Origin of the sequence: Streptomyces sp. NPDC058632, assembly GCF_042717095.1 — a bacterium.
Classification (GTDB): domain Bacteria; phylum Actinomycetota; class Actinomycetes; order Streptomycetales; family Streptomycetaceae; genus Streptomyces.
On record NZ_JBHXQZ010000088.1, the window covers coordinates 1 to 13,469 of the forward strand.

Sequence of the window (13,469 nt, forward strand, 5' to 3'; positions counted from 1 at the left end):
GTACACGGCCGCGTTCAGCAGCGGCGTGGCCACCTGCCACAGCTGGCCGAGCTTGGCCTGGCTGTACTGCGCGGTCAGCTTCGCCCGGGAGAAGGTGAGGATGAAGTGCCGGCGCCCCCAGAGCTGACGGACGTACTCGACGAGCGACGGCCGGGCGCCGCTCACCGTCAGTCCGTACTTGGCGGCGAGCTCGGCCGCCGTGAGGCCGTCGTCGGGCGGCACGGGCGCGCCGACCGCGACCGGACCGTCATGCGTTGTCTCACTCACTGGTGGAAGCTTTCCCTCTTCGAGATGCCCGGCCCGTACGGACCGGGCATGTGCCGGAAGGCCTGGGTGCGGCCCCGATGGTCCCGGACACGAGCTTGTCAGATCACAGGGGGCCGGCCCAGCCGGGTCAGCCGCCACACCGTACGCCACTTCATGGGCCGGCGAGGACCGCAGGGGGTGGTCCAGCCCTCCCGGAAGCCGCCGAACCAGGCCTTGAGAGCCGGGCGCGAGGGTCTGCGGAGCAGGGTGAGCAGCATCCAGGCGCCCAGGTAGAGGGGGACCAGGGGCGCGGGAAGGTTGCGGCGGGCCAGCCAGACGCGGTTGCGGGCGACCATGCGGTGGTAGACCGCGTGCCGCGAGGGGACGGTGGTCGGGTGGTACAGCACCATGTCGGACCGGTAGTCGATCATCCAGCCGGCGTCGAGGGCCCGCCAGGCCAGGTCGGTCTCCTCGTGCGCGTAGAAGAACGCGTCGGGCAGGCAGCCGGCGTCGGCGAAGACCCGGGTGCGTACGGCGTTGGCGCCGCCGAGGAAGGTGGTCACCCTCGAGGATCGCATCGGGTCGGCGGCGCGCAGTCGGGGCACGTGGCGGCGCTGGGTGCTGCCGGTGTCCGGGTCGGCGATGCGGAAGCTGATGATGCCGAGCTCCGGGTCGGCGGCGAACGCCTGGCGGCACAGCTCGGCCGTGTCGTGGTGCGCCAGGAGGCCGTCGTCGTCGAGGAACAGCAGGATGTCGACGTCCTGGCCGTTCGGGCCGAACGCCTCGATGCCGACGTTGCGGCCACCGGGGATGCCGAGGTTCTCCGGCAGCTCGACGGTGCGCACGCCGTCGGGGACCTCCGGGACGGGCGAGCCGTTGCCGACGACGACGGCCCGGACCGGTTCGCCGTCCTGCTTGGCGACCGAGTCGAGCAGGGCGCGCAGCTCGTCGGGGCGGTTCCCCATGGTGATGATCACCGCGCCGACCTTGAGGGAGGATCCCACAGCGGTCACCTCAGCCTGCTGGAGGCGAGGACGGACACCAGGTGCAGCAGCGTCTGCAGCAAGGCTATCCCGGCGAGGACGGCGGTGCCCAGGCGGGTGAAGAACAGGTCGCCCCGGGCTGCGTCGAGGATCGCGAGGAGCAGGATCAGCAGGGATGCCTCGATGCCGAGGATCAGCCGGTGGAACTTCAGGGCTCCGGCGGCCCGGCGGGCCAGCGCCATGCCGGAGGAGCGCGGCTCGGCGGCGGCCTCCTTGACCGGCGGGAGGCCGCCCTGGTGCCGGGCCACGCCGACCAGGTCGGTCTCGGCCTTGATCAGGATGGCGCCGAGGGCGGCCAGGGTGCCGAGGAAGGCCCAGAGCCAGTCGATGCGTCCGGTGCCCCACAGGTCGGCGGCGCGCAGGCCGAGCCCGACGAGGACGGCCGCGTCGCACAGGTAGGCGCCCACCCGGTCCAGGTAGACCCCGCTGAGCGAGAACTGCTGCTTCCAGCGGGCGACCTCGCCGTCCACGCAGTCGAGCAGCAGGTACAGCTGCACCATGACCACGCCGAGGACCGCGCCCGTGATCCCCGGCACCAGCAGGGCCGGGGCGGCGAGGACGCCGAAGACGGTCATCAGATACGTGAGCTGGTTGGGCGTGACCCTGGTGTTCACCAGGTAGCGGTCCACCCGCAGGGACACCTCACGCATGTAGAGGCGTCCCATCCAGTGCTCACCGCTGCGCCGGTCCTTCACCCCCGCGGGGTGGACGACCGGACGGAGTTCAGCTACCGATGGCCTTGACATAGTCGGCGTAGGTGTCCTTGATCTGTTCGGTCTTCAGGTCGAGATGCTCGAGGATCGTGTAGCGGCCGGGACGGGTCTCGGGGGCGAATTCGACGACTTTGACGAACTCCTCCGCCGTGAAGCCGATCTCTTCCGGCAGTACCGGGAGTCCGTGCCGGCGCAGCACTTCGGCCATGTACGCCGACTCGTCGTGCGCGCCGCGCAGGTACATGGCGAAGGCCGCGCCCAGGCCGCACTGCTCTCCGTGGGCGGCGGCCCGCTTGGGGTAGAGCAGGTCGAAGGCGTGGTTGATCTCGTGGCAGGCCCCGGAGGACGGCCGCGAGTCGCCGGACACCGACATGGCGATGCCGCTGAGGACCAGTGCCTCGGCGAGCACCTGGAGGAAGTCGTTGTCGCCGATCCCTCCGGGGTGGCGCAGCACGGACTCGCCGGCCTGCCGGGCCATGGCCGCGGCGAGCCCGTCGATCCGCTCGCCCTTGACCCGGTGGGCCAGTTCCCAGTCCGCGATGGCGGAGACGTTGGAGACGGCGTCGCCGATACCGGCGCGTACGAAGCGCACCGGGGCGTCCCGGATGATGTCGAGGTCGATGACGACCGCGATCGGGTTCGGCACGCCGTAGGAGCCGCGGCCGGCGTCGTTGTCGAGGGTGGCGACGGGCGAGCACAGGCCGTCGTGCGCGAGGTTCGTCGGTACGGCGACCAGAGGGAGGCCGACGCGTGCCGCGGCGAACTTGGCGCAGTCGATGATCTTGCCGCCGCCGAGTCCGACGATCGCGTCGTAGTGGCCGGCCTTTATGGCGCCGGCCAGCCGGACCGCGTCGTCGAGGGTGCCGCCGCCGACCTCGTACCAGGTGGCGCCGGGCAGCGACGGGGAGAGCCGCTCGCGCAGTCCGGCGCCGGAGCCGCCGCTGACGGCGACGGCGAGGCGGCCCGACTGTGCGATGCGCTCGTCGGCGAGGACCCCGGCCAGGTCGTCGAGGGCACCGGGGCGGATGTCGACGACGAGCGGGGAGGGGATGAGCCGGGTCAGTACTGGCATGCGATCTCCCGTCCACGGGCGAGATCGTCGTGGTTGTCGATCTCCACCCAGTCGAGGTCGCCGATCGGCGCCACGTCGATCCGGAAGCCGCGGTTCACCAGTTCCTGGTAGCCGTGCTCGTAGAACTGCTGCGGGTCGGTCTCCCACACGGTCTTGAGCGCGTCGGCCAGCGCGGGGGCGGCGTCGCCCTCGATGAGGGTGACACCGATGTACTCGCCGGTGGCCTCGGCGGGGTCCATCAGCTTGGTGATCGTCGTCATCCCCTTCACGGGGTCGACGACGACCTTCATCTCCTCGTCGGCGAGCTGCTTGACCGTGTCGAGGGCGAGGATGATCCTCTTGCCGTCGCCGCGGGCGGCGAGGAGCGTCTTCTCGACGGAGACCGGGTGCACGGTGTCGCCGTTGGCGAGGATCACGCCGTCCTTGAGGGCGTCACGACCGCACCACAGGGAGTAGGCGTTGTTCCACTCCTCGGCCTTGTCGTTGTCGATCAGGGTGAGCTCGAGCCCGTACTTCTGCTCCAGGGCCGCCTTGCGCTCGTACACGGCCTCCTTGCGGTAGCCGACGATGACGGCGGCCTCGGTCAGGCCGATCTCGGCGAAGTTGCCGAGGGTGAGGTCCAGGACCGTCGGTTCGCCCTCTATGCCCGCGGGCCCCACCGGCACCAGCGCCTTGGGCAGGGTGTCGGTGTAGGGGCGCAGACGCCGTCCGGCGCCGGCCGCCAGCACGAGGCCGATCATGCGGGTTCTCCTTCATCGTGTACGGCGGGTGCGCCGCCGCGGTGGGCGGCCACCCAGAAGCGGATGCTCTCGAAGAGCACCAGCAGGGCCACGGCCACGGCGAGCACCGTGAGCGCGACGGTGAACTGCGAGGCGGTGAGCAGGGCGGCCAGGACGACGACCGCCAGGGTGCGGCCTTCGTGCCCACCGATCGCCCGCACCAGCCAGGGCGGGGGCGCGCCCGCGCCGCCGCGGATGCGGTAGACCGTGTCGTAGTGATGGTAGGCGACGGCGGCCACCAGACCGTAGGCCGCCGGCAGCGCTCCGTTCACCTCGGCGCCCGCCGCCAGTGCCAGGACGGTGCCGTACTCGGCGGCACGCAGGAACGGCGGGACCAGCCAGTCGAGGGGGCCCTTGAGGGGGCGGGCGACGGCCAGGGCGGAGGTCAGGACGTACAGGAGGGCGGCCAGTACGGGCCACGGTCCGCCGAAGCCGGTCAGCACGGCCGTGGCGGTGACGGCGGCACCGCCGAGCAGGGCGACGGCGGGGGCGGTGAAGCCGGGCAGGCGTCGCGCGGTGGCCTTCAGCGCCCCGGCGAGGCGTTCGGCGAGCGGTCCGCTGTCGGTGAGGTCCGCGAGGGCGCGCGCCGCGCGGTCGGTCCTGCGGGCCTTGCGGGTCAGGGAGCGCAGGACGCGGCCGGCCGTGGTGTACGTCGCCGCGAAGGCGCAGCCGATCAGCAGGGCGCAGAAGGTGATACGGGGGGTCGTGAGGGCCGTGAGGACCGCGATCATCGCCCAGCGCTCGCCGATCGGGAGGACGATCATGCGGCGTACCCAGACCGTCCAGCCGACGCTGTCGAGTCTGTCGGAGAGGGCGGCGGTGGGGCTGGTGTTGGCGGTGGCGGCCGTACTGTCGGCGTTCGCCTCGTTGAAGGAGAAGTCCACGACGTGCCGGCAGGTCTGCAGGACCATCGCGCCGAGGGCGAGGGCCCATACGTCGTCACCGCCGCGGGCCGCGCCGAGGGCGAGGCCCGCGTAGTAGGCGTACTCCTTGGCGCGGTCGAAGGTGGCGTCGAGCCAGGCGCCGAGGGTGGAGTACTGCAGGGAGTAGCGGGCGAGCTGTCCGTCGGTGCAGTCCAGCACGAAGGAGGCGAGGAGCAGGACACCGGCGGCGACGAAGCCCGGACGGGTTCCGGTGGCGGCGCAGCCGGCCGCTATGAGCGCGGTGACCAGGGAGGCGGTGGTGACCTGGTTGGGGGTCAGGCCGCGCCGGGCGCACCAGCGGGCGATGTAGCGGGAGTACGGGCTGATGCAGTAGGTGGTGAAGAAGCCGTCGCGGGCCTTGACGGCCGACTTCAGCCGGACGGCCTCGTCGTCGACGGCGGCGACGGCCTGCCGGGCCTCGTTGCGGGCCTGCGGGTCGTCGGGGACGGTGGCGACGAGGCTGCCGAGGTCGGGGCGGTGCGGGTCGCTGCCGTCGGCGCCCAGGGCGGTGACGATGCGGTCGGTGAGGGTGGTTCCGGCGGGCGCCGGGGTGCCGCCGGAGGCGGTCTCATCGGTCCTGCCGGTCGCGGGCTCGGCGGTGGCAGCGGGCTCGGGGACCGCGGCGCTCTCGCGGGTCATCGCGCGGGCAAGGGCCGGGCGGGCGGCCGGCTGGGCGGTGACGGCACCGGGGATCGCGGCGAGCGGGAAGCGGGGGTCGGTGAGGCCGAGACGCAGTGCGTGCTCGTGGCCCACGAACCGGGCGTCGACGACGGCGACCCGCTGACCGGCCGGCACCTCGGCGAGCAGGGCCTCGGCCGCCGCGGTGCCGGCCGCGATCCGCACGTCGAAGCCGAGGGAACGCAGGTCCGTCTCGAGCGACGAACCCGGAACCGGCTGACCGGTGAGGATGGCGGTCGACAACCGAATCTCACTTCCTGGATGCCGACGCGTCCACGCCGGTCGTGTACATGGTGGGGGGCGGCCGTACGGGGCCCCCGGGCGGCATGTCGGCTGAGGTTAGCGGATGTTCCTGAACCCGTGTTCACCGCCCGTTCGACGGTTGGATCGTTGTGGTTTCACCTGCGTCCCTGCCGCGATCATCATCGGGGATAGCGGGGCCGGCCCACAAACCGCGCACCCAGAAGGGGCATCGAGGCAAATACAGGGCATTGCCCCGGCACCGCTCCACCAGGCGCCGGGCGGGCCGCACCAGCGTTGGGGACGGCTGCCGCGAGACGCGTACGAGGCGGGCCGCGACCGCTGCCGGGGAGCGGGTAGTCAACCTCTGACCAGCGCATTGTCCGCAGACGAGGTCCGCGGGCAGCCCGGTGGGGATCCCGGGCTGCCGGACCTTCGCCGTATCGCCGGGGAGGGCGAGTGCGCTCCCGCGCCGGGCGCCGCGACGGCGGGCGCTCCACGTTCCCCGCGCCGGGGGTCGCGCACGGCAGGACCGGTGTGGATCTCGTCACGGAGGCCACGCCCCGCGCCCCGGCACATGCGCACGGCGAGAACGGGCCGACGCCGGGCGGCGCCCGCGTCCCTGACTCGCCCGCGGCGCCGACCGGGCCGCCCAGGGATGCCCGCACCACCCGAGCACGTCTGACCTGCACACCGTTTACGCAGGTCAGAGCACATGACAACGGTGTTCAGTGCCGCGTTGCCGGATGCCCCCGGCCCGTAGTTCACTGTGATCCGGACGAGTCCGGGAAGGACGGCTTTCATGGGGGCTGGGCACGATCACGGGCACGCGCACGGCGCGCCCGCCGGCGGTACGGCGAGCGCGGCGTACCGCGGCAGGCTGCGGGCGGCGCTGGCGATCACGCTCGTCGTCATGGTCGTCGAGATCATCGGCGGTGTGCTGGCCGATTCGCTCGCCCTGGTCGCCGACGCGGCTCATATGGCGACGGACGCGCTGGGGCTCGGCATGGCGCTGCTGGCGATCCACTTCGCGAACCGCCCGCCGAGTGAGCGCCGCACCTTCGGCTACGCCCGCGCGGAGATACTCGCCGCGCTCGCGAACTGCCTGCTGCTGCTCGGGGTGGGCGGCTATGTGCTGTACGAGGCGGTCCAGCGGTTCATCACGCCGGCCGGCACCGAGGGCGGTCTGACGCTGGTCTTCGGCGCGATCGGTCTGGTCGCCAACATGGTGTCGCTGACGCTGCTGATGAGCGGGCAGAAGGAGAGCCTGAACGTGCGCGGGGCGTTCCTGGAGGTGGCCGCCGACGCGCTCGGCTCGGTCGCGGTGATCGTCTCGGCGCTGGTCGTCGTGGCGACCGGCTGGATGGCCGCCGACCCGATCGCCTCCCTCGTGATCGCCGTACTGATCGTGCCCCGCACCTTCAAGCTGCTGCGCGAGACCCTGGACGTCCTGCTGGAGGCGGCGCCCAAGGGCGTGGACATGGTCCAGGTCCGGGCGCACATCCTGGGCACGCAAGGCGTCGAGGACGTGCACGACCTGCACGCCTGGACCATCACCTCGGGCATGCCGGTGCTGTCCGCGCACGTGGTCGTCAGCTCCGAGGCGCTCGGTGCCCTCGGGCACGAGAAGATGCTGCACGAACTGCAGAGCTGTCTGGGCGACCACTTCGACGTGGAGCACTGCACCTTCCAGCTGGAACCGCGCGGCCACGCGGAGCACGAGGCGCGGCTCTGTCACTGAGACGGCACCGGGCCGCGGGTGCCGTCCCGGTGCCGTGGGGTGACGTGGCGACGACGGGGTGCGGGGCACGGCTGGGGTGGGAGGCGCCGCTGGGGCGTGAGCGTGGCGTCCATGCGCCGGGGGGAGCATCCTTCCGCCCCCGTACCCGGGCCCTTTCGTCCATGGCGCCCCGCTTCTCGCGGTTCTCCCGGCGTCGGTCCGGGCAGGTCGTCCTCGGGGGCCCCTCTTACCGGTGTCCGTCCGCGCCGGCCATGGGCCGGACCGTCCGCGGGACATGCGGGCGGTGCGGGGAGTGCCGGGAGTGCCGGATTCGTGCGGCAGACTTGGGGCGCGAAGACCGAGTGAAGGATGGGTATGCCGATCACACCTGCCACCGCGACGCACAGCCCGTCGGGCCCTGCCGCCGAGGCGATTCTGCTGGAGCTGGTCGACGAAGCCGGCGTGACGATCGGTACCGCGGAGAAGCTGGCCGCCCATCAGCCCCCGGGGCGGCTGCACCGGGCGTTCTCGGTGTTCCTGTTCGACGAGCGGGGGCGGCTGCTGATCCAGCAGCGGGCGCTGGGCAAGTACCACTCCCCCGGTGTGTGGTCCAACACGTGCTGCGGGCACCCCTACCCCGGTGAGGCGCCGTTCGCGGCGGCGGCCCGGCGGACCTTCGAGGAGCTGGGGCTGTCCCCGTCGCTGCTCGCCGAGGCGGGCACGGTGCGCTACAACCACCCGGACCCGGCCTCCGGTCTGGTCGAGCAGGAGTACAACCACCTGTTCGTCGGCATGGTGCAGGCGCCGCTGCGGGCGGATCCCGAGGAGGTGGCGTCCACGGCGTTCGTGACCCCGGACGAGCTGGCCCGGCGGCATGCCGGGGACACCTTCTCCGCGTGGTTCATGACCGTGCTGGACGCGGTCCGCCCGGCGGTCCGGGAGCTGACGGGACCGTCGGCGGGCTGGTGACCGTGCGCGGAGCCGGTCGCCGACCCGCGTGCGCGTCGGGGAGGCCGGGTCCGGGCCCGGGCGGTGCGGGCCGTCAGATCTGCGCGGGCTTGAGCGGCAGGGCGGCCCAGATCACCTTGCCGCCGCTCGCGGTGTGCTCGACGTCGCACATGCCGTTCGCCTCGCGGGTGATCTCGAACACCAGGAGCAGTCCGCGGCCGCCGGTGCGGCCGTGGTCGGCCTCCATAGCGGTCGGGCGGTAGGGGTGGTTGTCCTCCACGGACACCCGCACCCACTCGGCTCCGACGGCGACCTCGACGGCGAGCGTCGGGGAGAGCAGGGCCGCGTGCCGTACGGCGTTGGTGACCAGTTCCGACACGATCAGCAGCAGGCCCTGCACCACCTCGTCGGCGACCGGCACCCCCTGGCGCAGCAGCAGGTCCCGTACGGCATGGCGCGCCTGCGGGACCGAGGCGTCGACGGCGGGGGCGGTGAACCGCCAGACGCCTTCGTACGGCAGCGGCGCCGGTTGGGGTGTCGCGCTCTTCGCCCCGGTGGGTCCGTCCCCGTCCTGTGGGCGTGGGCCGGGCCCTCGCCCTTGGTCGTCCATCGTCCGGTCGCCACCCTCACGCTCGATTGTCACCACACGTCGAGTGTTGGTAACCATGCGCGCCCCACCGAAGCCCTGAACAGAAGTCAGCGGATATCGAGCGTTTCCGACCGTTGGCGTATGCCACCGTCGCTTGCGGCACTGCTTCTGTCCGCCCCGTGTCGTATCGGCGAACTATTCGGGTTGTACGGGTTTGGCATTCGGTCCGGTGTCCTCCGGGCCCGTCAGCCGGTCGGAGACCATGCCCACGATCCTGCGCCCGCCGTAGCCGGTGGAGATCAGCCCGAGCCCGTCGAAGAGCAGGGCGAGTGAGAGGAAGGTGCCGATCACGTACTGGCTGCTGCTCGGCCAGGTGGCCAGGACCAGGATGCCGAGGAGGAGGCCGAGGACGCCCTGCAGGAGCGTCACACCGAACTGCGGCCCGCGGACCACCATGCTCCCCACCATGCGGAACAGTCCGCCGGTGAGGAACAGCAGCGCGGCGAACATGGTCAGCGCCTCGGCCGCCGCCTCCGGTGTGCGCAGGACCACCACGCCGGCCGCGATGTTCAGCGCCGCGACGATCACGGCGAGCCAGAAGAAGTTGGTGTGCCGGGCCTGGACCGCGTGCAGCAGCGAGACCACGCCGCCGATCAGCAGCAGCCAGCCGAACAGCACCATCGTCGTCAGCGTGGCGACCGCGGTGTGGACGAGACCGATGAGGCCGGCGACGACCAGGATCACGCCGAGCGCGGCGAGCAGGCCGAAGCCGCTCTTCAGTTTGGCCGCCTCGCCACGCGGTTTGGTGGATTTGGCCATGACTGCCTCCTCATTGTCCGTTCTCTCTCCTTCTCCCCTGCCCCGGTGTCGCGTAACGCCTCACACGCTCCTGCCGATCAGCGCCGCGACCGGGGCGGATAACATCCGGCGCATGGAGCCGCAGCTGTCGCACAGCGTCACCGACTCGGTCGCCACGGTCGTCATCCGCCACCCGGCCAGGCGCAACGCCATGACGACCGCGATGTGGCGCGCGCTGCCGCCGCTGCTCGACGCGCTGGCCGACGACGCCGGGGTGCGGGCGCTGGTGCTCACCGGCGAGGGCGAAACATTCTGCGCCGGTGCGGACATCTCCACGCTCAAGGGGTCGCCGCAGGAGGCGCAGCGGCTCGCCGTGGCGGCCGAGGAATCGCTCGCCGCGTTCCCCAAGCCGACGCTCGCGGCGGTCCGGGGCCACTGCGTCGGCGGCGGGGCACAGCTGGCGGCCGCCTGCGATCTGCGGTTCGCGCAGGAGGGGGCGGTGTTCGGCGTGACCCCGGCCCGGCTCGGGATCGTCTACCCGGCCTCCTCCACCAGGCGGCTGGTGTCGCTGGTGGGGCCGTCCGCCGCCAAGTACCTGCTGTTCTCCGGCGAGTTGATCGACACCGCGCGGGCGCTGCGTACGGGACTGGTCGACGAGGTGCTGCCCGCGGACGGGCTGGACCGGCGGATCGCGGAGTTCACCGGGATCCTGGTCTCGCGTTCGCAGCTGACACAGGCCGCGGCGAAGGAGTTCGCGAACGGGCGCACCGACCGTGACGCCCACTGGAGCGGCCAGGCGCAGGGCAACGGCGACACGGCGGAGGGGGTCGCCGCCTTCCTCGAACGCAGGCCGCCCCGGTTCGGCTGGAACCTGCCGGGGCGCCGGTAGGACACGGCGTTCGCGACGGGCAGGCATGTTGGAGCGTTGACGAGGTACCAGTAGGTCACCGTCCGTTCCGGCCCGGGACGGACGGGAAACCGAAGGAGGAGATCGTTTTGCGTGCCATCGCGGATGTTCTGCGTCAGATCGGCGGCGCCGCTGCCACCGTCGTCACCCTGCCGTTCCGGGCGCTGGCCCGGCTGTTCGGGGGCGCCTCGTCGGCGGGGCGGGGCCGACGCGCCTGACCCGGCGCGCCCCGGACTCCGCGAGTCGGCGCCCTGATCCCCGATTGCCGTCGTCACCTGCCACAATTGCCGCGCAACCTCAGCGAAGAAGGCGGTACGGGATCGTGACGACACCCCTCCAAGGGTCCATCGAAGGCAGGATCGCCGGGGAGCTCGGCGTACAGGAGCGGCAGGTGAGGGCCGCCGTGGAACTGCTCGACGGCGGTTCGACGGTGCCCTTCATCGCCCGCTACCGCAAGGAAGCCACCGAGATGCTCGACGACGCGCAGCTGCGCACGCTCGAGGAGCGGCTGCGCTACCTGCGGGAGCTCGAGGAGCGTCGTACGGCGATCCTGGACTCGGTGCGCGAGCAGGGCAAGCTCACCGAGGAGCTGGAGGCGCGGATCCGGGGCGCGGAGACCAAGGCGCGCCTGGAGGACATCTATCTGCCGTACAAGCCGAAGCGGCGTACCAAGGCGCAGATCGCGCGCGAGGCGGGGCTCGAGCCGCTGGCGGACGGGCTGCTCGGTGATCCGGGCGTCGAGCCCCTCGCCGCGGCCGCCGCGTTCGTGAACGCCGACCGGGGTGTCGCCGATCCGCAGGCCGCCCTGGACGGCGCGCGGGCCATCCTCACCGAGCGGTTCTCGGAGGACGCGGACCTGATCGGCGAGCTGCGGGAGCGCATGTGGGTGCGCGGGCGGCTCGTCGCCAAGGTGCGCGACGGCAAGGAGGAGGCGGGCGCCAAGTTCTCCGACTACTTCGACTTCGCCGAGCCGTTCACCGAGCTGCCCTCGCACCGGATCCTGGCGATGCTGCGCGGCGAGAAGGAGGAGGTCCTGGACCTCGTCCTGGAGCCGGAGGAGGCCACGGAGGGCCCGTCCTCGTACGAGGGCACGGTGGCCCACCGGTTCGGGATCGGCGACCGGGGCCGCCCGGCCGACAAGTGGCTGCTGGACACGGTCCGCTGGGCGTGGCGCACGCGCATCCTGGTGCATCTCGGGATCGACCTGCGACTGAGGCTGCGTACGGCGGCCGAGGACGAGGCGGTGCGGGTGTTCGCGGCGAATCTGCGCGACCTGCTGCTCGCCGCTCCGGCCGGCACCCGCGCGACCCTCGGTCTCGACCCCGGCTTCCGTACGGGGGTGAAGGTCGCCGTGGTGGACGCGACGGGCAAGGTCGTCGCCACCGACGTGATCCACCCGCACGTCCCGGCCAACCGGTGGGACGAGTCGATCGCCAGACTGGCCCGGCTCGCGAAGGAGCACGCCGTCGAGCTGATCGCGATCGGCAACGGTACGGCGTCCCGCGAGACCGACAGGCTGGCCGGCGATCTCATCACCCGTCATCCCGAGCTGAAGCTGACGAAGGTGATGGTGTCCGAGGCGGGCGCCTCGGTGTACTCGGCGTCCGCGTTCGCCTCGCAGGAGCTGCCGGACATGGACGTGTCGCTGCGCGGGGCGGTGTCGATCGCGCGCCGCCTCCAGGACCCGCTGGCGGAGCTGGTGAAGATCGACCCGAAGTCGATCGGCGTCGGCCAGTACCAGCACGACCTGTCCGAGGTGAAGCTGTCGCGTTCGCTGGACGCGGTGGTGGAGGACTGTGTCAACGGCGTGGGAGTGGACGTCAACACGGCGTCCGCACCACTGCTCGCCCGGGTCTCCGGCATCACCTCCGGGCTCGCCGAGAACATCGTGTCCCACCGGGACGACAACGGGCCGTTCGGGTCCCGCGGCGAGCTGAAGAAGGTGCCGAGGCTCGGTCCCAAGGCGTACGAGCAGTGCGCGGGCTTCCTGCGGATCCGCGGCGGCGACCCGCTGGACGCCTCCAGCGTGCACCCGGAGGCCTATCCGGTGGTCCGGCGCATGGTGCAGAAGTCCGGCGGGGAGGTCGCCTCCCTGGTCGGCAACACGGGGGTGCTGCGCTCGCTGAGGCCGCAGGACTTCGTGGACGAGAAGTTCGGTCTGCCGACCGTCTCGGACATCCTCAAGGAGTTGGAGAAGCCGGGGCGCGACCCGCGGCCCGCCTTCAGGACCGCCGCCTTCAAGGAGGGCGTGGAGAAGATCTCCGACCTCTCCTCCGGGATGATCCTGGAGGGTGTGGTGACGAACGTGGCGGCCTTCGGCGCCTTCGTCGACATCGGCGTCCACCAGGACGGCCTGGTGCACGTCTCCGCCATGTCGAAGACGTTCGTCAAGGACCCGCGGGACGTGGTGAAGCCGGGCGACATCGTCAAGGTGAAGGTCCTCGACATCGACATTCCGCGCAAGCGGGTCTCGCTGACCCTGCGGCTGGACGACGAGGCGGCGGAGCAGACCGAGGCGGCTCCCGGCGGGCGCCGGCAGCGCGGCGGCGGGCGCCCCCCGCAGCAGCGCCAGGGGCAGGGGCAGGGGCAGGGGCAGGGGCAGGTCCGCGGTGGGGGCGGTCGCGGAAACGGCGGCGCGCGTCAGGCACCCGCACCGGCGAACAGCGCGATGGCCGACGCTTTGCGCCGGGCGGGGCTGGCCGACCCGAAGAAGGGCAAGCGCTAGGCCTGTCCGGCGGGTCATGCCGAAGACGTGGGGTCCGGCACGCCCGTCCGCGGCGTTGTCGTCGGTCGCCGGCTCCCCCGGGCCCCCG

Annotated in this window: 12 protein-coding genes and 1 pseudogene; 5 read left to right on the plus strand and 8 right to left on the minus strand. The window is 72.2% G+C overall.

Features of this window, described 5'->3' with window-relative positions; translation table 11 throughout:
• From ACFWVE_RS27575 to ACFWVE_RS27600, 6 genes and pseudogenes are all read right to left on the minus strand, one after another.
• A pseudogene (locus tag ACFWVE_RS27575) lies at positions 1–267 on the minus strand (ABC transporter permease); the annotation flags it as partial.
• A gap of 98 nt (positions 268–365) precedes the next feature.
• The gene (locus ACFWVE_RS27580; protein ID WP_384019422.1) at positions 366–1,211 is read right to left on the minus strand and encodes a glycosyltransferase family 2 protein; all 846 of its coding nucleotides are present in this window, start codon (positions 1,209–1,211) and stop codon (positions 366–368) included.
• 44 nt (positions 1,212–1,255) lie between these two features.
• Complete coding sequence (locus ACFWVE_RS27585; RefSeq protein ID WP_384019352.1) at positions 1,256–2,035, minus strand: CDP-alcohol phosphatidyltransferase family protein; 780 nt, start codon at positions 2,033–2,035, stop codon at positions 1,256–1,258.
• Complete coding sequence (locus ACFWVE_RS27590; protein ID WP_384019355.1) at positions 2,013–3,074, minus strand: iron-containing alcohol dehydrogenase family protein; 1,062 nt, start codon at positions 3,072–3,074, stop codon at positions 2,013–2,015. The genes ACFWVE_RS27585 and ACFWVE_RS27590 overlap by 23 nt, the downstream gene beginning before the upstream one ends.
• Positions 3,062–3,814 carry a sugar phosphate nucleotidyltransferase gene (locus tag ACFWVE_RS27595; protein WP_384019358.1) on the minus strand — a complete coding sequence of 251 codons (753 nt, stop codon included), beginning with the start codon at positions 3,812–3,814 and terminating at the stop codon, positions 3,062–3,064. The genes ACFWVE_RS27590 and ACFWVE_RS27595 overlap by 13 nt, the downstream gene beginning before the upstream one ends.
• Positions 3,811–5,697 carry a DUF5941 domain-containing protein gene (locus ACFWVE_RS27600; protein WP_384019360.1) on the minus strand — a complete coding sequence of 629 codons (1,887 nt, stop codon included), beginning with the start codon at positions 5,695–5,697 and terminating at the stop codon, positions 3,811–3,813. Before ACFWVE_RS27600 ends, ACFWVE_RS27595 begins: the two co-directional genes overlap by 4 nt.
• 799 nt (positions 5,698–6,496) lie before the next feature.
• On the opposite strand from ACFWVE_RS27600, the gene ACFWVE_RS27605 reads away from it, so the two are divergent.
• Complete coding sequence (locus tag ACFWVE_RS27605) at positions 6,497–7,435, plus strand: cation diffusion facilitator family transporter (protein WP_384019363.1); 939 nt, start codon at positions 6,497–6,499, stop codon at positions 7,433–7,435.
• Between the two features lie 354 nt (positions 7,436–7,789).
• Positions 7,790–8,383: an isopentenyl-diphosphate Delta-isomerase gene (idi, locus tag ACFWVE_RS27610; protein ID WP_384019366.1), complete on the plus strand. Its 594-nt coding sequence runs from the start codon at positions 7,790–7,792 to the stop codon at positions 8,381–8,383.
• Between the two features lie 73 nt (positions 8,384–8,456).
• Here idi and ACFWVE_RS27615 read toward each other — a convergent pair whose 3' ends face one another.
• Together ACFWVE_RS27615 and ACFWVE_RS27620 are read right to left on the minus strand one after the other, a co-directional pair.
• Positions 8,457–8,972: an ATP-binding protein gene (locus tag ACFWVE_RS27615; RefSeq protein WP_384019425.1), complete on the minus strand. Its 516-nt coding sequence runs from the start codon at positions 8,970–8,972 to the stop codon at positions 8,457–8,459.
• 174 nt (positions 8,973–9,146) lie between these two features.
• Positions 9,147–9,770: an HdeD family acid-resistance protein gene (locus tag ACFWVE_RS27620; RefSeq protein ID WP_384019369.1), complete on the minus strand. Its 624-nt coding sequence runs from the start codon at positions 9,768–9,770 to the stop codon at positions 9,147–9,149.
• 112 nt (positions 9,771–9,882) lie between these two features.
• Here ACFWVE_RS27620 and ACFWVE_RS27625 point away from each other — a divergent pair, with 112 nt between their 5' ends.
• The 3 genes from ACFWVE_RS27625 (at position 9,883) to ACFWVE_RS27635 (ending at position 13,381) form a co-directional block, all read left to right on the plus strand.
• Entirely contained in the window at positions 9,883–10,638 is a 756-nt protein-coding gene (locus ACFWVE_RS27625) for an enoyl-CoA hydratase/isomerase family protein (protein ID WP_384019372.1), read from the plus strand.
• 101 nt (positions 10,639–10,739) lie between these two features.
• Positions 10,740–10,874 (plus strand): LPFR motif small protein, encoded by a 135-nt coding sequence (locus tag ACFWVE_RS27630; RefSeq protein WP_384019428.1) that lies wholly within the window; start codon positions 10,740–10,742, stop codon positions 10,872–10,874.
• Between the two features lie 104 nt (positions 10,875–10,978).
• Positions 10,979–13,381 (plus strand): Tex family protein, encoded by a 2,403-nt coding sequence (locus ACFWVE_RS27635; protein WP_384019375.1) that lies wholly within the window; start codon positions 10,979–10,981, stop codon positions 13,379–13,381.
• The last annotated feature ends 88 nt before the right edge of the window (positions 13,382–13,469 follow it).

Coding starts and splice junctions, on each gene's coding strand:
- idi (WP_384019366.1), top strand. CDS start 7,790: ATGCCGATCACACCTGCCACCGCGACGCACAGCCCGTCGGGCCCTGCC.
- ACFWVE_RS27585 (WP_384019352.1), bottom strand. CDS start 2,035: ATGTCAAGGCCATCGGTAGCTGAACTCCGTCCGGTCGTCCACCCCGCG.
- ACFWVE_RS27605 (WP_384019363.1), top strand. CDS start 6,497: ATGGGGGCTGGGCACGATCACGGGCACGCGCACGGCGCGCCCGCCGGC.
- ACFWVE_RS27590 (WP_384019355.1), bottom strand. CDS start 3,074: ATGCCAGTACTGACCCGGCTCATCCCCTCCCCGCTCGTCGTCGACATC.
- ACFWVE_RS27595 (WP_384019358.1), bottom strand. CDS start 3,814: ATGATCGGCCTCGTGCTGGCGGCCGGCGCCGGACGGCGTCTGCGCCCC.
- ACFWVE_RS27620 (WP_384019369.1), bottom strand. CDS start 9,770: ATGGCCAAATCCACCAAACCGCGTGGCGAGGCGGCCAAACTGAAGAGC.
- ACFWVE_RS27615 (WP_384019425.1), bottom strand. CDS start 8,972: ATGGACGACCAAGGGCGAGGGCCCGGCCCACGCCCACAGGACGGGGAC.
- ACFWVE_RS27625 (WP_384019372.1), top strand. CDS start 9,883: ATGGAGCCGCAGCTGTCGCACAGCGTCACCGACTCGGTCGCCACGGTC.
- ACFWVE_RS27580 (WP_384019422.1), bottom strand. CDS start 1,211: ATGGGGAACCGCCCCGACGAGCTGCGCGCCCTGCTCGACTCGGTCGCC.